Genomic DNA, 20,232 nt, shown 5'->3' with positions numbered 1-20,232 from the left:
AATATGAACACTATAAAATACACCATGAAAATCTTCATTTTATTAGCCCTTTCAGTCATGCTGTCAAAATGTTCTCCGTCGGGTGATACTGTTAATCCTACTCCAACTCCAGTTCCGCCGGTAGCTGTAAATGAAGTTGACTTTTGGTTGACCAAGGGTAATCAAACTGTAAACCTTCAAAAGCAAACATCAGTTTTAGCATTTGGGACAGCCTATAATAATTATGCCGCTATTGAAGTTGATGATTCCCAAACTTTTCAAAGTATTGATGGATTTGGATATACCTTAACTGGTGGAAGTGCCCAAGTCATTAACCTATTAAATGCCCAAAAAAGACAAGAGTTATTGCAAGAGTTATTTGGTGCCAAAGACAATTCAATTGCTATAAGTTATTTAAGAATCAGTATTGGTGCCTCAGATATGAATGCAACGCCATTTACTTATGATGATTTGCCAAGCGGACAAACAGATGTGAATTTGGATAACTTTAGTTTGGCTCCGGATAAAACGGATTTAATTCCCATGCTAAAAGAAATAGTGGCAATCAATCCAAAGATTAAAATAATGGCAACGCCATGGTCTCCACCGGTATGGATGAAAGACAATAATAATTTTGTTGGAGGAAGTTTGAAACCCCAGTATTACGGAGTTTATGCGCAGTATTTTGTGAAATACATTCAAAAAATGAAAGCCGAAGGAATTACTATTGATGCCATTACGCCACAAAATGAGCCGTTGCATCCCGGAAATAATCCTAGTATGCTGATGATTGCATTGCATCAGGCTGATTTTATAAAAAATCATTTAGGCCCTGCTTTTCAGGCAGCAAATTTGACAACTAAAATTGTAGTGTACGACCATAACTGCAACAAACCTGAATATCCAATAGCCGTATTAAACGACGCTTCGGCTTATCCTTTTATTGATGGTTCAGCATTTCATTTGTATGAAGGAGATATAAGCGCTTTGTCAACAGTTCACAGTGCTTTTCCCAATAAAAACTTATATTTTACGGAACAATACACCTCCTCTACCGGGAGCTTTGAAGGCGATTTGAAATGGCATGTAAAAAATGTAATTATCGGTTCTATGCGAAATTGGAGCAAAACAGCATTGGAATGGAACTTAGCCAATAATGCTTCTTTTGGACCGAATACTCCAGGGGGGTGTACAACCTGTAAAGGCGCAATAACGATAAACAGTAGTGATAATTTTACCAGAAATGTTGGGTATTATATCATTGCGCACGCTTCTAAATTTGTGCCTACCGGTTCCGTTAGAATTGTAAGTAGTTTTAGTGGTAATTTAAATAATGTGGCTTTTAAAACTCCAAGTGGTAAAAAAGTTTTAATTGTTGAAAATGATGGAAATGCCGCCGAAATTTTCAATATTAAATACAATGGAAATTGGGTAACGACTTCGTTAGATGCAGGTTCGGTAGGAACATATAGTTGGTAAAACAGCCTATATTTGGTAAAATAACATACATAAATTAATAGAATGAAAAAAATAACAACAGTAGCACTTTTAATGGTGTCTTTTTTAGCTCTTGCTCAGCAGAAAAGTAAAATACAATCGAAGCCGTTTTCAACAAATAACAAAACAGTTACAGTCTACACAACCGCAGACGGGACAGATTTAAGATTAACAAAAACAGATAATCTGCAATTCACGGACTTAAAACAACCTTTAGAAACGCAACTGTGTATTTTTGTGAATCCAAGTAAAACCTTTCAGACATTTTTGGGTATTGGAGGAGCTATAACGGATGCAAGTGCTGAGGTTTTTGCGAAATTAACTAAAGAAAATCAGAAAGAATTCTTAGAAGCTTATTATGATAAAGAAAAAGGAATTGGGTATTCAATAATAAGAACGAATATTCACAGTTGTGATTTTAGTTCAGGAAGTTATACTTATGTTGACGAAGGTGACGCAGCACTAAAGAGTTTCAATATTGAGCATGACAAAGAATTTAAAATTCCATTAATCAAAAAGGCAATTGAAGCAGCGGGAGGTAAGGCTACATTGTATGTAACTCCATGGAGTCCGCCTGCTTTTATGAAGGATACTAAAAATATGTTGAGAGGTGGTCGATTATTACCTGAGTTTTATCAGTCTTGGGCTAATTATTATGTGAAATTTATTAATAGTTACCAAAAAGAAGGAATTCCGGTTTGGGGATTAACAATTCAAAATGAGCCAATGGCTAGACAAACATGGGAATCCTGTATTTACACGGCCGAAGAAGAACGTGATTTCCTGAAAAATTATTTGGGGCCAACATTGAAAAAAGCAGGACTTGGTGATAAAAAAATTACGGTTTGGGATCACAACAGAGATTTACTGGCACAAAGGGCGAGTACAATTCTTGATGACCCGGAAGCAAGTAAATATGTTTGGGGAATTGGTTTTCATTGGTATGAAAACTGGAGTGGCGGAGATTCTATGTTTGAAAATGTTGGAAAAGTACACGAAATGTACCCTGACAAAAACTTAATGTTTACCGAAGGTTGTGTAGAAAGATTTGATTTTAAAAAATTACAACTTTGGGCAAATGGGGAACGATATGGAGAATCTATGATTCATGACTTCAATAACGGAACAGTAGGTTGGACAGATTGGAATATCCTTTTGGATGAAAATGGAGGGCCAAATCATGTAGGTAATTTTTGTTTTTCACCCATACATGGCAATACAAAAACAGGGGAATTAATCTATACGCCTTCCTATTATTTTATTGGTCATTTTTCTAAATTTATTGCTAAAAGTGCAAAAAGGATAAGTAGTGTTTCCAGTCAAAGCTATTTAATGACTACTTCTTTTTTAAATCAGGATGGTAAAGCAGTAACGGTAGTTATGAATAAAACCGACAAGAAGCTGAAGTATAATTTGTGCATTGGAACAAAAGCTACCGAAATTTATATACTACCTCATGCTATTCAAACATTAGTTTATTAAATGCCAAAAACGATTTGTTTTAAAATCTTCTTTATGAAAAAAATAGTTCTATTATTCCTTCTTTCTTTATCAGTTTCCTGCTTCGGACAAGGATTTTTACATAGAAATGGACAAAAAATTGTCGATGGAAATGGACAGAACGTTGTGTTGCGCGGTTTGGGATTAGGCGGATGGATGGTTCAGGAAGGATACATGCTCCAAACAGCTTCGTTTGCGGGGCCTCAACATGTAATCAGGCAAAAGATTACGGATTTAATTGGTGCTAAAAACACGGAGAAGTTTTATGATGCCTATAAAGCAAACGGAATTACCAAAAGAGATATAGATTCATTGGCGGCTTGGGGTTTCAACTCCATTCGATTGCCCATGCATTACAACTTGTATACATTGCCTATTGAAAAAGAAACAGTTTCAGGTCAGAATACTTGGCTCGAAGAAGGTTTTAAAATGACGGATGACATATTGAAATGGTGTGCTGCTAATAAAATATATTTGATTTTAGATTTACATGCAGCTCCCGGAGGTCAGGGAAAAGATTCCAATATCTCAGATTATGATGATTCAAAACCATCACTTTGGGAAAGTACAGCAAATCAGGATAAAATGGTGGCACTTTGGAAAAAGTTAGCGTTGCGGTATAAAGATAATCCTTGGATTGGAGCCTATGATATCATCAATGAACCCAATTGGAATTTCACGGGGACGAATCAAAATGGATGTGATGAAAAGTCTAATGCACCTTTAAGAGCATTGCAACTCAGAATCACAAAAACCATAAGAGAAGTAGATGCCAATCATTTAATTTTTATAGAAGGAAATTGCTGGGGAAATAATTACAATGGGTTGTTTCCGCTTTGGGACGATAATATGGCGTTGAGTTTTCACAAATACTGGAATGATAATGATGTGGCTTCGATACAAAACATGTTGAATTTTAGAACTGAATACAATGTGCCAATTTGGTTGGGTGAAAGTGGTGAAAACTCTAATGTTTGGTTTAAGGAAGCAATCGCTTTAATGGAATCAAATACTATTGGCTGGGCTTTTTGGCCAATGAAAAAAATTGAAAATTTAGCGGGAGTTACTTCGGTTACAAAAACACCGGAATACGAGCAATTATTGCAATATTGGACAACCGGAGGAAAAAAGCCAACAGTAGCTTTTGCAAAAAAAGCGCTAATGCAAATTGCCGAAAACTACAAAATGAAAAAACTGACTATCAGATACGATGTTATCGATGCGATGTTCAGACAAGTGCAAACAACCGATACTAAAAAATACAAAAATCATGCTTTGCCAGGGAAAGTATTCGCGACTGAATATGATTTAGGCCAAAACGGATTTGCTTATTTTGATAAAGATGTCGCTAATTATGAAGGGACTAAATTTACCAAATGGAATAAAGGTGGTGTCATGAGAAATGATGGTGTAGACATTGAATCTTGTACGGATAAAAGCACGAATGGATTTCATGTTGCATTTATTGAAAATGGCGAATGGTTGCAATACACGGTTGAGGTAAAAACCAAAACTACTTTTGATGTTGCCATTCGGTATTCGAGTGATGTAGCCGGAGGGAAGCTTTTTCTTCAAGATGAAAACGGGCAACTTTCTGAAACTATTACCATTCCATCTTCTGGAGGGTTAAGTAATTGGCAAACGGTGACTTTGAAAAATGTGGTTTTAAAACAAGGAACGAATAAAATCAGAGTCTATTTCGAAAAAGGAAATTTCAATTTGAACTTTTTAGAATTTAAAAAACCAAGCGAATAAAAAATAAAATGCCATTTTCTGCTCTTTGGATTATGAAGTAAATGAATTTGAATATAAAATAACACAGTACTTAGAAATGAAAAAAATAGTAACTACAACACTTTTATTGACCTGCTTTATTGCTTTTTCTCAACAAAAAACGATTGGCCAAAAAGTAGATGCTCTGCTAAAGCGAATGACTCTCGAAGAGAAAATAGGTCAATTAAATCAATATACAGGTGACAATGCTGCGACTGGACCAATAACCATAAATCCGAATAAACAATCTGAAATTAAAACAGGTTTAATTGGTTCTATGTTGAATGTTTTGGGAACGCAACACACGAGACAATACCAAGAATTAGCGATGCAATCAAGATTGAAAATTCCGTTGTTATTTGGCCAAGATGTTATACATGGGTATAAAACTACTTTTCCAATTCCTTTGGCGGAAGCCGCAAGTTGGGATTTAGGTGCGATGGAACTTTCGGCAAGAATTGCTGCGACCGAAGCGGCTGCAAGTGGAATTCATTGGACATTTGCGCCAATGGTGGATATTGCGCGTGATCCACGCTGGGGTCGTGTAATGGAAGGTGCCGGAGAAGATACGTACTTGGGTTCAAGAATTGCTTATGCGAGAGTGAAAGGGTTTCAAGGGAAATTAGGGGATGTCAATTCCGTGATGGCTTGCGTGAAACATTTTGCTGCTTATGGCGCTGCAATTGGTGGGAGAGATTATAACTCGGTTGATATGAGTGAAAGAATGCTTTGGGAAACCTATTTGCCACCTTTCAAAGCCGCTTTGGATGCAGGTGCCGCAACCTTTATGAATTCGTTCAATGACCTTAACGGAATTCCGGCAACAGGAAATAAATATTTGCAAAGAGACATCTTGAAAGGGAAATGGAATTTTCAGGGTTTTGTAGTTTCTGATTGGGGTTCAATAGGCGAAATGATCAATCACGGATATGTAAAAGACAGTAAAGAAGCTGCGTTAGCCGCGATAACTGCAGGAAGCGATATGGACATGGAAAGCAATGCGTACCGCTATAATTTGGCACAATTAGTACAGGAGAAAAAAGTTCCAATTGCGTTAATTGATGATGCCGTGAAAAGAATTTTACGCAAGAAATTTGAATTGGGATTATTCGAAGATCCTTATAAATACTCCAATCCGGAAAGAGAGCAAGCGGCGTTGAACAATCCGGAACATAGAAAAGCAGCGAGAGAAGTTGCAGCAAAAAGTATCGTATTGTTGAAGAATGAGAAAAACATTTTGCCAATTTCAAAACAAACAAAAACAATTGCTTTTATTGGTCCTTTGGTTAAAGAGCACAAGCAAAATATGGGTTTTTGGTCGGTAGAATTGCCAGAAGTGGATTATGAAAAACAGGTTATTTCACAATGGGAAGGTTTGCAAACTAAGGTTGGGAATACCGCTAAATTGCTTTACGCCAAAGGTTGTGAAATTGAAGGCGATAACAAAGATGGTTTTGCCGAAGCAATCGCTGTTGCGAATCAAGCTGATGTTGTGATTTTAAGTATTGGGGAAAGAAGAGATATGAGCGGTGAAGCTAAAAGTCGCAGCAATCTTCGTTTGCCGGGCGTTCAGGAAGATTTGATAAAAGCGATTCAAGCGACTGGAAAACCGGTTGTAGTTTTAATCAACGCAGGAAGACCGCTTATTTTTAATTGGACGGCTGATAATATCCCTGCAATTTTGTATACCTGGTGGTTAGGAAGCGAGGCAGGAAATGCTATTGCCGATGTTTTGTTTGGAGATTACAATCCTTCAGGGAAATTACCCATGTCTTTCCCAAGAGAAGAAGGACAAATTCCTATCTATTACAATCATTTTAATACAGGAAGACCAGCTCCAAACGAAACGGCAAGCAATTATGTTTCGGCATATACAGACTTAAAAAACAGTCCTAAATTTCCTTTTGGATACGGGTTGAGTTACACTTCTTTTGAATATTCGAATTTGAAATTGTCTAAAAACAAAATTAAAAGTACTGAGAGTATTGAAGTTTCTTTAAATGTAACCAATTCAGGTAAAGTGTCAGGAGAAGAAGTAGTTCAATTGTATTTAAGAGACAAAGTAGGGTCAGTAGTGCGGCCAATTATTGAACTGAAAGATTTTCAAAAGATAAAACTGAATGCCGGGGAAACTAAAACAGTAAAATTTAGTATTGACAAAGAAAAATTATCTTTTTATAATGCAGCATTAAAATGGAGTGTTGAGCCAGGAGATTTTGATTTAATGATTGGATCTTCATCTGCGGACATTCGTTTGAAAAACACTTTTGAAGTGGTGAAATAATAATTATTAGGAAAAGGAATATCTAATTTAGAAAGTTCTTTTTGAAAAGAAATAAGAATGAAAAAAGGAGAATGTTGTTTGTAAAACCATTGCCCTTGCTGAGAAATCCGAAGACTTGAATTTATTTATTTATTTTAAAGCCTGTGCTACTTATGTTAATATATGGAAATTCCTTTTATATTTTAATAAAGCTAAAGGCTTTATAACTGAAAATTAATATATTTGATGCGGTATTTTTTAATTTATTTATATGTGCCAGGATGTTGAAATTGATATAAATAAAAAAGTATTGACTCTAAATCAATTATCCTAAAAGAACTTGTAGTTATGGTATTAAATTAGGACAATAAATTTGATTAAGAGGGAGTTTAAAAAAGAGGTTTGTCTTGCGATAGAACCTCTTTTAAATTCTGTTTCAATACTTTTTTAACAACAATTAATTAACAATTTTTGTAAATGCTTTTTTAATTTTGGTTTACTGCTTTTAATATTACATCAAGATTTTCTTCTGTAAATTTTCCTCCTGATAATAAAAGACATTTATTTATTGGCATGTCTACTTATATCGCTTCTAAAAAATTTAGCTGCTTTTTTCTCGTCTTTAGTTTGTGATGTTTCCTCCCTAAACTAAACAGATAGAAGCTTTTTCTTGCAAATCTTAGTTTTGCAACTAAGATTTTACTTTTCCCTATAATTTATACTTTAGGCACACTATTGGGCTGAAAGCGTAATCCCTATTAGTAGTAAAACTATTTTTTATAATCTTTAATTTGGCTTTTTTTGGTAATTATTTACTGAGTTTAAAATGTTTTGTGTTATTTTGACGCAAAGTACATATTTTTTTGACTCGCAAAGTATTTCGCGTGAAATTTTTATATTTTTTATGAATTATTTTTTTAGTTAAATTTTTTGGAAATATGGTTTATTATTGAATAGGTTTGTTTTCTTTGTTTCAATCATTTTTTTTAATTTTAAGGCTGAGGCAATCGAAGATGAATTTTGAAGATTGGGTATTCATTTATTTTCTTAAAAAAATGAGCTAAATTGCGCCATAAAATAATTAAAATTAAATTACTATAAAAAGAATCACATGTTAAAAAATATTTTAGATAACAGGGAAGATTATCAGCCAGGTTTATCAATAGATTGTGTGATTTTCGGATTTCATGATAATCAGCTCAAAGTATTATTGATAAAAACAAATTACAGTGATAAATGGGCTTTGCCTGGTGGGTTTATACCTGTTCATGAAGATATAGATCAGGCAGCAGTTACCATTTTACATGGCCGAACAGGATTAGAAGGGATTTTTCTGAGACAGTTTTCGACTTTTGGTACTGTCAAAAGAAATGAAAATCATTTTAGTAACCGAGTTTTAGATTTTTACGGAATACCTTTGGAAGAAGGGAAGTGGTATACGAATCGTTTTGTAACAGTGGGCTATTATGCTTTAGTTGATTTTTTACAAGCAGTTCCTCAACCGGAAGGTAAAAATGAAATTGTAGAGTGGATTGACCATAATGCGGTACCGGATTTGATTTTAGATCATAAGGAAATTTTGGATAAAGCATTAGAAACACTTCGTATGGAATTGAATTTAATGCCGGTAGGATATAATTTACTTCCTGAAAAATTCACAATTCCTCAATTACAAAAATTATATGAAACCATATTAGGCAGAAAGCTCGACCGCAGAAATTTTCTTCGCAAAATAACGGCCATTGGAATACTGATAAAACTTGATGAAAAGAAAAGTAATGTGGCTCATAAAGCGCCCAACTTATATAGTTTTGATAAAGATAAATACGAAGCAGTGGTAAAGAATGGCTTGACTCAGGGCTGGTAATTTTTTTTTATTCCATAATTCAGCAGAATTATTTGTAGAAAAAGTGTTCACGAACTAATTTTAAAAATAATAAAAAAGGAAGGCTGTCCAGTAGGGCGGCCTTTATACTTCAAAATAATAATGCACGATGGGTTATTTTTTTGTAATAATTATGTTCTTAAGGTAATTGTTTTTCAGCATTCATTTTTTTATTATATTTAAAATCGTTTTATCTTTAGGTAGGACTACCTGTTATTTTAGAATTAATAATAATGAATTGGTGAAAAAATTATAAAAACATGCAACAGGCCGAAAAGTTATCAAAATTGAATTTTTTCTTAGATGATGTAAAAGTCAATGACAAGAATTTTCATTTAAGATTGGGAGCAAATTTTCCAATTATTAGTGACATATATCAAAAATTATATGCGTATAGTCCTCATAAAGAGGAGGCGTTTGAATTGTTGATGCTGTCTTTGGTCAAGAATTTTGAAGAGCGTTCTGCTTTACAAAAGAAACGTGATTTGACACGTGTTGCTAATCCAAACTGGTATTCCAGTGAGAAAATTGTTGGAATGATGTTGTATGTAGATCTCTTTGATACTGATTTCAATGGATTGAAAGAGAAAATTCCTTACCTCCGGGATTTGGGAATTAATACAGTGCATCTGATGCCTTTTTTGGATGTGCCGGAATTTGAAAATGATGGCGGTTATGCAGTCCGCAGTTATCGCGAAGTCAATCCTAAATTTGGAACCATGAAGGATTTTGAAGCTTTGGTAAAAGAGTTTCAAAAAAACGACATGAATTTGATTATGGATTTTGTACTCAATCATTGTGCAGACCAGCATCAATGGGCAGTTGAGGCTCGTAAAGGAAATCCTAAATACAAAGATTTTTTCTATTTTTTCCCAGACCGGAATTTACCGAATGCGTATGAACGGACAATGATTGAAATCTTTCCGGATACTTCACCTGGAAATTTCACTTACTTGCCGGAGAGTGATCAATGGGTGATGACTTTGTTTTATGGGTATCAATGGGATTTGAATTATAAGAATCCAATGGTTTTAGTTGAAATGATAGACACTATGTTATTCTGGTCCAATAAAGGAATAGATGTTTTTCGGTTAGATGCCGTAGCTTTCATGTGGAAGGAAATAGGAAAGTTTAATCAAAACCTGCCAGAAGTTCATCTTTTGTTACAACTCTTTAAATTGTGTGGTCAAATTGTAGCTCCGGGTGTGGGTTATATTGCTGAAGCGATTGTCGCTCCTGAAGAAATTATAAAATATTTTGGCGAAGGATTAGCTCAAGGAGATGAATGCGACATTGCTTATAATGCTAATTTTATGGCATTGAGTTGGGAAGCTATGGCTACAGGAAACACTAATTTGCTGAAAAAGTCAATGAATGCAGTCCCTAAGAAACCAAGAAACACAACATGGATAAATTATGCCCGTTGTCATGATGACATCGGATTGGGATTTGATGACAAATTGGTTACTGAACTTGGATTGGATAGTTTGCAGCATCGGTTGTATGTTTTAAAGCATTATTGTGATGGGTTTAATGGCAGTTTTGCACTTGGACAACGCTTTATGATAGAGCATGAAACGGGTAATGCGCGTATTTCAGGTTCCATGGCGGCATTATGTGGTTTTGAAAAAGCACTCAAAGAAAATAATGAAAATGAAATTCAATTAGCCATAAAACGAATTAACTTACAACATGCCATTATTTTGTCTTTAGGTGGTTTGCCAATGATTTATAGCGGAGATGAGGTTGCGTTGCCAAATAATTATGATTACTTAAATGATGAAAGCAAAAGATATGATAACCGCTGGTTGCACCGTTCTAAAATGAATTGGAGTTTTGTCGAAAACATAAAAGATGCTCCATCGGCACAAGCTCAGGTCTACAAAAAATTAAAACAGTTAATTGAAATCAGGAAACAAACACCTGCTTTTGCCGATTCTAATGATTTAGAATATATTGATTATGAAAACACACATTTGTTAGTGTATAAAAAAACGGATAATAAAGATGTCGTTTATGTTATTGCAAATTTCTCTGGATTTGATACTTTTTTCGAAAGCAGTTTATTTGCCAATTTGAACGAAAATAAATTATTTAATTTACTGACGGAAAGCGAAATGGAGATTCATGAAAAAAACTTTATAGGTGCTTATGATGTATTATGGCTTAGAGAATAATAAGTAGGTTATAAAGATCATCAGCTTTTATGAAAATTGATTAAAGATTAGAATTCATAAATTAACTATTTATAAATTACAATATAACCTTTGGCTCGAATGCAATTTCAACGAAAAAAATTTGGGTAAGAGTATGAAGCATTTTACAAGGGTAGAGCTAGAAGTAAATCCTAAAAATATCGAAAAAGAAAGTTTAAGAACTCCGTTAGAAATAAGGGAGTTTTTTTATGATCCGACATAAGGCTTTGTTGGAGAACTAATTCCTCTGCCATTCAAAAATAAAAAAGGAATAATTAAAAGGAGCTGATTTTAACTTAAAGCAACTATTTTGTTATTTAAGTGCAATATTCTCAGAAATTAGTTACTATTTTTTGAGGACTCAAAAAAAAATTAAATATATTGATGCTTAGTGTATAGAAAAAATTATATTTGTCAATTAAACAATTAATGTTTTAAAATACAAAATGAATCAGAAACAAGTGCGCAGCATATTTTTAGTTTTTTTCATAATAGGAATGCTGTTTTCAGTAAACGCTGCCGAAATTTGGGTTTCTGTACAGGGAAATGACACAAACATAGGAAGTAAGTCCAGTCCTTTGGCTACCGTGCAAAGGGCACTTAGAAAAGCGAGAGAGATGCGTCGCTTAAAGGATTCCTCAATAAAAGGAGGTATTCATATCATAGTAATGAATGGCACTTATTATTTAGAAGAGCCTTTATTTGTAAGACCTGAAGATTCAGGAACGGCTGAAAGTCCCACTACTATTGAAGCTGATATAAATGCAAAACCTATACTAAGCGGCGGATTGGAAATAAAAAACTGGAAAAAATCTACAACTTCCATAAATGGATTAAAAACAGGAATGGTTTGGGTGGCTGATGCACCTGAAAAAGCAGGTGAAATCATCAACTATCGACAGTTATGGGTGAACGGTAAAAAAGCGGTAAGAGCCAAAAGTACTGCAGGAACTCAAATGGACCGTATTTTATCTTGGGATGCAGCTTCGCAAACCTGCTGGATTCCTTATAAAGATAAATCCATAAAGTTCGAACCCGGAATGGAACTGTTTATTGTGCAATGGTGGGCGATTGCCAATTTGCGTATCAAAAATATCGAAGTAAAAAAAGACAGTGCGAAACTTTCTTTTGAACACCCTGAAAGCCGTATCCAAAGTGAACACCCTTGGCCAGCACCATGGATTTCGAAAAATAACGGGAATTCAGCATTCTATTTAAACAATGGAATTTCGATGTTGAACGAATCCGGAGAATGGTATTTGGACAGAAAAAAAGCTAAAATCTATTATATTCCAAGAGCAGGAGAGGATATGAATTCAGCTAAAGTGACGGTTCCTGTTTTGGAAAACTTAGTGGAAGTTAAAGGTACTTTGGATTCACCCGTGCATCATTTTAATTTTAAGGGAATTTCGTTTCAATACAGCAATTGGCTTCGTCCTTCGCAACAAGGTCATGTTCCTTTACAATCCGGAATGTATTTGCTGGATGCTTATAAATTGAAAATACCCGGAACACCCAATCAGGCGAGTTTAGAAAACCAAGCTTGGGTAGGCCGACCAAGAGCAGCCGTGGAAGTAAATTATGCCAACAATACCCAATTCGAATCGTGCAGTTTTGAGCATTTATCATCCACGGGAATGGATTTGCATAAAGGAACCAATCACAATACTATCAAAGGAAATTTATTCAAAGACATTGGCGGAAGCGGCATCAATTTAGGCGTTTTCTCCGAAGAATCTTTCGAAGCACATTTGCCGTATACTGTAAAAGATGATAGAGTAGTTTGTTCGGACGAAGTGGTTTCTGATAATTTGATTACCAATGTGACCAATGAGGATTGGGGAACTTTGGGAATAAGCGCCGGTTTTGTCAAGAATGTTACGATTGAGCACAATGAAATTTCGGATGTTTCTTATACCGGAATGGCCGTAGGCTGGGGTTGGACACACACCGAAAATGTGATGCGAAACAACAAAATTCTAGCCAACAAAATTCATCATTATGCCAAACATTTACACGATGTGGCAGGAATTTATACGCTTTCCTCACAACCAGATAGCAGGATTGAAGAGAATTATATTGACAAAGTATATAACAGTCCGTATGCACACGATCCATTTTTGTGGTTGTATTTGTACACCGATGAAGGAAGCCAGCATTTTACGATCAAAAACAACTGGATTCCGATTCAAAAAATTCTGAAAAACAACAATGGCCCTGCGGGGAATGTTTGGCAAGACAATTATCCTTTTGTTGATCCAAAAATTAAGGAAAATGCAGGAATTCGAGCGCCATACAGCAGTTTACTGGCTAAAGAAGTTGTTGTTGACGAAGCCTGGGGATTGCAGGAAATGCCAAAATCCGTAGCAATCGAATTAATCGGGAAGGATTTTGATATAGAAAAAATCAAATCGACCATAAAAGGTTTCCGAATTGTAAGCGAAGAATTGTACCAATGGGAAAATCATGTGGTGATTTATGGAAAAATGAATCAGCCCGAAAGAACGAAAAGAAAACTGGCTTTGGCTTTTCCGGCATTGGAAATTAAAATTTATGAAAACCCTGTTTATGATTTCCAGAATTTCGAAAGATGCAAAGAGGTAAAACCGGCATCCGAATGGGAAAACATCGTTTTGACGGCAAATTTGGTCGAAGACGAAAAAATGCAAAAAGAATACGTGGATTACCACACAACCCAATTCGAAAAGTGGCCAGAAATTGCCAAAGGTTTCTGCAATGCCGATTTTCAGCAACTGCAGGTTTTCAAAAATGGAAGACAATTAATGTTGGTTATCAGTATTCCAAAAGGAGAAAGCCTAAATAAATTGAATCCAAAAACAACCGAAAATAATCCGCGTGTAGACGATTGGAACGCATTAATGAAAAAATATCAAACCGGAATTGAAGGAACAAAACCGGGAGAAACCTGGATGTTTTTGAAGAAGTTGTAGAAGAAAAAGAACAAAGAAAAAAGAGAAAAGCGGGAAGAGGAATGCAATGATAATCGTACCTAAAGAGCTTTACTTGAAAGAGCCGTAAGCTCGGCACTATTGTAGGGATGGATTTTAATCCGTCCATTAAAATGATTGAGTTGGTAATTGCACCGCGTGAGGGATTGCAGTGGAGCTCTTTTTTCTTTGGCGATTTTTTTATCGCCAAAGAAAAAAAGCGGGAACGTAAAGCCCGACCCGTAGTTTTTTTACGGAGGGTCACGCCAAAATAAAAAACAGTGTTATTTGTAATTGAATTGTTTGCACCAAAAAGAAAGTATAATGCCAATACTTAATATATTTCAATCCAGTTTCGGCTCCCTCTCCTTCGGAGAGGGCTGGAGAGAGGAAAATCTGAATAAATGTTAAAAATAGCTATTCTCGGTCTCGGAGAGGGACGCAGCACGATGTCGGCAGCTTTGAAAAGTTCCAAATTAGAGTTGGTAAAAATATGTGACAGGAATGAGGAATTGTGCAAGAAAAGAGCGCAGGAATTCGATTTTCATTCTTATACAACAAATTATGATGATTTATTGAATGATAGCGCAATCGATATCATCGCTATTTATACGCCGGATCATTTGCATGCTCAGCACGTAAAACAAGCTTTGTTGCACGGAAAACACGTGGTTTGCACGAAACCTTTCATTGACGACCTTTCGGATGCCACAGCATTATTGGAACTGAGCAAGAAAACAGGGAAAAAGGTTTTTATAGGTCAAAGTTCTCGATTTTTTGAACCGGCGAAAAGACAAAGAGCCGATTTTGAAGCGGGCTTAATTGGCGATTTAATTACCATTGAAGCGCATTATCATGCTGATCACCGTTGGTTTTTGGAAAAAGACTGGTCGTTACTACAATCTTTCAAATGGCTTTATGGCGGATTAAGCCATCCAGTGGATTTCATCAGATGGTATTTGCCGAATATTGAAGAAGTAATGGGATACGGAATGATTAGCAGTAATGGAAGTGTAGCAGGTCTAAAAAATGAAGATACGATGCACTTTATTTTCAAGGCAACCGACGGAAGAATTGCCCGAGTGAGCGGCGTTTATACTTCTCCAACACAACCTGCACAAAGAGATAGTGGAATGAGTACCATTTTGAGAGCAACAGAAGGTGCAAGTCAGGCGGATTATCACGAACTTCGTTATTCGGCTACAACAAAAGATGGGGAGCAAAAAATAGTTACTTGGGGCGATGATACTTTAAAACATTATTTCCGTTTTGAGGGTCAAAGTCACCATGCCGGTGAATACCAAAATTATCTGGAATATTTTGCAGATAGTATTGAACAAGATTTCGAGGCTTATCCAAACATGGAAGAAGGTATTGGAACAGTTGCTTTATTGCAAGCTATGGATAAATCTTTACAAACCGGAATGCCAGTTAAAATTGCTGCTGTTCTAAACGAATACGGACTATGAACAGTATCTACGATAAGTTAACTACCTTAGATTTTATAATTGTTGCTATTTATTTAGTGACCTTATTGGTCATTGGTTATATGGTAAGTGTGAAACAAAGTAAGAAAAACGAAACACTTTTTCTGGCTGGGAATTCCCTTAATTGGTACAATATAGGATTTAATATGTGGGGGACTAATGTTGGCCCTTCTTCCTTATTGGCTTTTGCGAGTATCGGTTATGCCACAGGAATTGTAGCGGGAAATTTCGAATGGTATGCTTTTGTTTTTTTATTGCTGTTAGCAATGGTTTTCGCGCCGCGTTATATTGCCAGCAAAGTGAGCACGATGCCTGAATATATGGGAAAACGCTATGGAGACAGTACCCAAACCATTTTGGCTTGGTATGCCATGGTGAAAATTTTAGTAAGTTGGTTGTCTTTGGGATTATTTAGTGGGGGTATTTTGGTACGCCAGATTTTAGGAATACCCATGTGGCAAAGTGTGACTGTTTTAGTGATTTTTTCAGGGATTTTTACTTTTGCCGGAGGTTTGAAAGCCATTGCAAAAGTGAATGTGTTCCAAATGATTTTACTAATTGTGGTGTCGCTTACATTATCTTATCTAGGATTGCAAAAAGTAGGAGGTATTGAAGCTTTGATTGCCAAAACACCTGCAAATTTCTGGAATTTAGTGCAACCGGCAAACGATGCACATTATCCTTGGCCTGCTATATTATTAGGGTATCCTGTGGCCGCAGTGGCATTCTTTTGTACCGATCAATCGATGGTGCAAAGTGTATTGGGTGCCAAAAATTTAGAGCAGGGACAGTTGGGAGTTAACTTTATCGGTTGGTTAAAAGTAATGGCGCTGCCTTTATTTATTTTACCAGGAATTCTGTGTTCTGTTTTGTATCCGGAATTAGGTAAAAATTCCGATTTGGCTTATATGACTATGGTTACCAATTTATTTCCTAGCGGAATGAACGGTCTGGTAATTTGTGTGATGATTGCCGTTTTGGTGGGAACTATTGGTTCCTCACTTAATGCGTTAAGTACGGTTTTCACCAATGATATTTACGTAAAGAAAATCAATCCTGCGGCAACTATTAAAGAACAAATAAAAATTGGTCGTATCACAATTGCAGCAGGATGTGTGTTTTCTATTCTTATCGCGATTGCAATTGACAATATAAAAGGTCAAAATTTATTCAACATTTTTCAGGCGGTTTTAGGGTTTCTTGCTCCATCTTTGTCAGTTGTATTTTTGTTGAGCATTTTTTGGAAACGCACTACTAAGAAAGCCGTAAATGGTATTTTATCTTGGGGATCTGCTTTTAGTCTGTCAATTGGAGTACTGTATTTATGGATTTTCCCTGCCGATGTTTATACCGCTTGGCCTCACTTTTTACTGATATCATTCTACATTTTTGTAGTCTTGTTGGTAGCGGCAATTATTATTTCATTGGTTGATAAAAATCCAGAAACCACTTTTGTAAGCGAAACTGATGTTCCTAAAACCAGCAAACGAGTGAAAATATTATTTGCCTTATTGGGACTAACTATTTTGAGCTTATACCTCATTTTTAATTTTAATTAGAAATTTCTTATATTTTGTTAGATAACAATAAAACATGAAAAATATGTCAAGAAGTAAATTAGTTATTTTAGTAATCTTTTTTTCTCTGGTAATTAAGAATGGTTTGCATGCACAAGCTCCTGGAATTTTTATTACACCTGTTAGGAATGTGGATAATAGTGTCGATTTTAAATATACAAAAGAAGGAATAGGGAGTTTTATTGTTGATATTCATTTCACAAAATTAGAAAATTCCGAAACTAGTAATATTCCTAAAATGAATGTTACGTCTGATTCAGGTTTGCTTTTTAAGTTGAAGCCAATTGACAAGAATAAAAAAATTGATTTTTCATACAGCTATTCTGTAACTCGAGGTTATTTAAATCCTAATATAGATACTACTGTAACTTATATACTTCCTTTTAAGAAAGGAAAAAAAGTGAAGATTTATTGGGGTACTAGGCCAGGTATTAGTCCAGAAAAATGGAAAAAATATGTTGTTAATTCGAACAATCAGGATAGTGTTTTTGGAATGAGAAAAGGAGTTGTTGTTGATGTAAGAACTTTAACAATGTTTGATAAAGATGAGGCAACTCAAGAAACTAAAAAAGTACTACGAAAAGAAATTGTTGTTGAACATGCTGATGGAACTTTCGCATCTTATTCAGGGATTGAGGAAAACTCTATTGCTGTGAAAATAGGGCAAATTATTAATCCTCAGTCTTGTATAGGTGTGATGGATAAATTAAATGGAGGTCGCTATAGCTTTACATTCGATATTTATTATCACGAACCTGATCAAATGAATTATAGAGGTAATTTAATATTAGTAAGTCCAAATTTTCTAACTCAAAATGGTATTGAAAAATTAGAAAGTAAAAAAGAATACATAGTGACTTATGATGAAAGCATTTTACTTAAATAAACAATAAATTAATTAATAATAAATATAACCTTATATGAAAAACCATTTTTCAATTTTTAGGTCTCTAACGGTTTTGTTCCTTTTGGTAATGGCATTTACTTTTGTTAATGTAAATGCTCAGGTAAAGCCAAAAGAAAACAAAGCCACCTGGATTTGGTATCCGGGAGATTTCGAAGTTTGGTTAAGTAATAAAATGCAAGTACGACGTACAGAACGGGAAGCGGTATTTCCGCCGCTTTGGCAATATTACAGTCCTTATGCCTTGGTAACTTTTCAAACAGAAGTAGATATTCCAGAATTAGACGAGGTAAAAATCAACTCGGAAGGATCTTTTCAATTACTTTTAGATGGAGTTCAAGTTTACGGGCAACCAAAATCAATAAAAATTCCTGCTGGGAAACACAAAATTTCATTTAAAGTATATAATCAGGAAGTGTTGCCAGCTATTTATATTGCTGGTAAGTATGTTAAATCTGATGCATCCTGGAAGGTGACCAATGAAGATAAACTTTGGATTGATGAAGCTGGAAAAGCACAACAATCAGGTACGCCATGGATGCCTGTTGGTTCCTGGAATTTTGATTCACCAGAGAATAAGCCTTCCGGGTTTAAACTAACAACCACACCTTGGAACGCAAAAAAAACAGAAAAAATAGGAACTGGTCAGTTGGTAGATTTTGGTAAAGAAACTTTTGGTTATATTAAAATTCACGGTTTAAAAGGAAAAGGTAAAGTAGCACTTTATTATGGTGAATCTCGGGAGGAAGCGCTGGATTCTGCCAGATGTGAAACACTGGACCATTTATCTTTTGATGGAAACCAGCCCGAAACCTACACACATGATGGATCCAAAGCCTTCCGCTATGTTCAGGTACAATCAGATGCAGGGGTGAAATATGATTCTATTTCGATGCTTTATGAATATTTGCCATTAGACTATCGTGGTGCATTCAAATCTTCAGACCAATTACTAAATCAAATTTGGGATGTGTCGGCTTACACGATGCATTTAACATCCCGCGAATTTTTTATAGACGGAATTAAACGCGACCGTTGGGTTTGGTCTGGTGATGCTTATCAAAGTTATTTAATGAATTATTATTTATTCTTTGATTCGGCTTCCGTAGAACGTACTCTGTTGGCGCTTCGTGGTAAAGAACCTGTGACGGCTCATATTAATATCATAATGGATTATTCGCTGTATTGGTTTGTGGGTGTTTACGATTACTATTTGCACACGGGCGATACGAAATTTATCAAAACTTTTTATCCACGAATGAAATCACTTATGGAATTCTGTTTAGAAAGAAGAAACAAAAACGGATTCTTGGAACCATTAGAAGGCGATTGGGTTTTTATTGATTGGGCGAACGGATTACCAAAAACCGGCGAGGTAAGTTTTGAGCAAATGCTTTTAGCGAGAAGTTTAGAAGCCATGGCAGTCAGTGCTGAAATCGCGGGTGAAAAGGATGACCAAAAACAATATCAAAAATTAGCTGTTGATTTAAAAGCAAAATTATTTGACGTGTTTTGGGATAAAAAAGAAAACGTTATGAAGCACCAGCGTATAGACGGCAAAATGCAAGATATTGTAACCAGATACGCTAATATGTTCGGTATTTTTTTCAATTATTTTAATGAAGAACAAAAACAAAGTATAAAAAAGAAGGTGTTGCTCAATGATAAAATTCTTCAAATCACAACGCCTTATATGCGCTTTTACGAGTTGGAAGCATTGTGTGCCATGGGCGAACAAGATTATGTGCTGAAAGAAATGAAAGACTATTGGGGAGGAATGTTAAAAGAAGGTGCAACTTCTTTCTGGGAAGAATACAATCCAACGAAAAAAGGAACAGAACATTTAGCGATGTATGGACGTCCTTATGGAAAAAGTCTTTGCCATGCTTGGGGTTCCAGCCCAATTTATTTGCTCGGAAAATATTATTTAGGCGTAAAACCTACTGCTCCGGGTTATGCTGAATTCGAAGTGAAACCTAATTTAGGTGGATTGGAATGGATGGAAGGAAAAGTGCCAACACCAAACGGAGAAGTGGCCTTGTATGTAAGTAAATCAGAAATCAAAGTAAAAGCGGCTGAAGGCGAAGGAAAATTGATTTTCGAAAGTAAAAACAAACCTAAAACTAATTCTGGAACAATTACAGAATTGTCTAAAAACAAATACCAATTAACGGTACAACCGAATGTGGATTACCAAATCAGTTATAAAGCACTTTAAGGGAAT

The 20,232-nt window shown here is 35.4% G+C and carries 11 protein-coding genes; all 11 read left to right on the top strand.

All coding sequences use genetic code 11. The annotated features are described in order from the left end of the window. The first annotated feature begins 3 nt into the window (after window positions 1–3). The 11 genes from ACNQGG_RS10460 to ACNQGG_RS10410 all read left to right on the top strand — a co-directional run bounded on the left by ACNQGG_RS10460 (window position 4) and on the right by ACNQGG_RS10410 (window position 20,226). Window positions 4–1,458, top strand: coding sequence for a glycoside hydrolase family 30 protein (locus ACNQGG_RS10460; protein ID WP_417963736.1), 1,455 nt, complete (start codon window positions 4–6; stop codon window positions 1,456–1,458). A 42-nt stretch (window positions 1,459–1,500) separates the two neighbouring features. After that, complete coding sequence (locus ACNQGG_RS10455) at window positions 1,501–2,958, top strand: glycoside hydrolase family 30 protein (protein WP_417963734.1); 1,458 nt, start codon at window positions 1,501–1,503, stop codon at window positions 2,956–2,958. Window positions 2,959–2,991: 33 nt separating this feature from the next. Then, window positions 2,992–4,731: a cellulase family glycosylhydrolase gene (locus ACNQGG_RS10450; RefSeq protein ID WP_417963732.1), complete on the top strand. Its 1,740-nt coding sequence runs from the start codon at window positions 2,992–2,994 to the stop codon at window positions 4,729–4,731. Between the two features lie 76 nt (window positions 4,732–4,807). Continuing rightward, complete coding sequence (locus ACNQGG_RS10445) at window positions 4,808–7,033, top strand: glycoside hydrolase family 3 N-terminal domain-containing protein (protein ID WP_417963730.1); 2,226 nt, start codon at window positions 4,808–4,810, stop codon at window positions 7,031–7,033. A gap of 1,090 nt (window positions 7,034–8,123) precedes the next feature. Beyond that, on the top strand, window positions 8,124–8,879 hold the full coding sequence (locus ACNQGG_RS10440) for an NUDIX hydrolase (protein ID WP_417963728.1): 756 nt from the start codon (window positions 8,124–8,126) through the stop codon (window positions 8,877–8,879). Window positions 8,880–9,157: 278 nt separating this feature from the next. Continuing rightward, window positions 9,158–11,074 carry an alpha-amylase family protein gene (locus ACNQGG_RS10435; RefSeq protein ID WP_417963726.1) on the top strand — a complete coding sequence of 639 codons (1,917 nt, stop codon included), beginning with the start codon at window positions 9,158–9,160 and terminating at the stop codon, window positions 11,072–11,074. A gap of 464 nt (window positions 11,075–11,538) precedes the next feature. Next, complete coding sequence (locus ACNQGG_RS10430) at window positions 11,539–14,043, top strand: right-handed parallel beta-helix repeat-containing protein (RefSeq protein ID WP_417963724.1); 2,505 nt, start codon at window positions 11,539–11,541, stop codon at window positions 14,041–14,043. Between the two features lie 401 nt (window positions 14,044–14,444). Further along, a complete protein-coding gene (locus ACNQGG_RS10425; RefSeq protein WP_417963722.1) occupies window positions 14,445–15,509 on the top strand; it encodes a Gfo/Idh/MocA family protein in 1,065 nt (354 codons plus the stop codon). Beyond that, window positions 15,506–17,086, top strand: coding sequence for a sodium:solute symporter (locus ACNQGG_RS10420; protein ID WP_417963721.1), 1,581 nt, complete (start codon window positions 15,506–15,508; stop codon window positions 17,084–17,086). The genes ACNQGG_RS10425 and ACNQGG_RS10420 overlap by 4 nt, the downstream gene beginning before the upstream one ends. A gap of 43 nt (window positions 17,087–17,129) precedes the next feature. Then, window positions 17,130–17,990 (top strand): hypothetical protein, encoded by an 861-nt coding sequence (locus tag ACNQGG_RS10415; RefSeq protein ID WP_417963719.1) that lies wholly within the window; start codon window positions 17,130–17,132, stop codon window positions 17,988–17,990. Between the two features lie 34 nt (window positions 17,991–18,024). Further along, a complete protein-coding gene (locus ACNQGG_RS10410; protein WP_417963717.1) occupies window positions 18,025–20,226 on the top strand; it encodes an alpha-L-rhamnosidase-related protein in 2,202 nt (733 codons plus the stop codon). Window positions 20,227–20,232: the final 6 nt, after the last annotated feature.

Origin of the sequence: Flavobacterium esculini (assembly GCF_048284325.1) — a bacterium.
Taxonomy (GTDB): Bacteria; Bacteroidota; Bacteroidia; order Flavobacteriales; family Flavobacteriaceae; genus Flavobacterium.
This window is presented reverse-complemented; position numbering and strand designations above follow the sequence as displayed.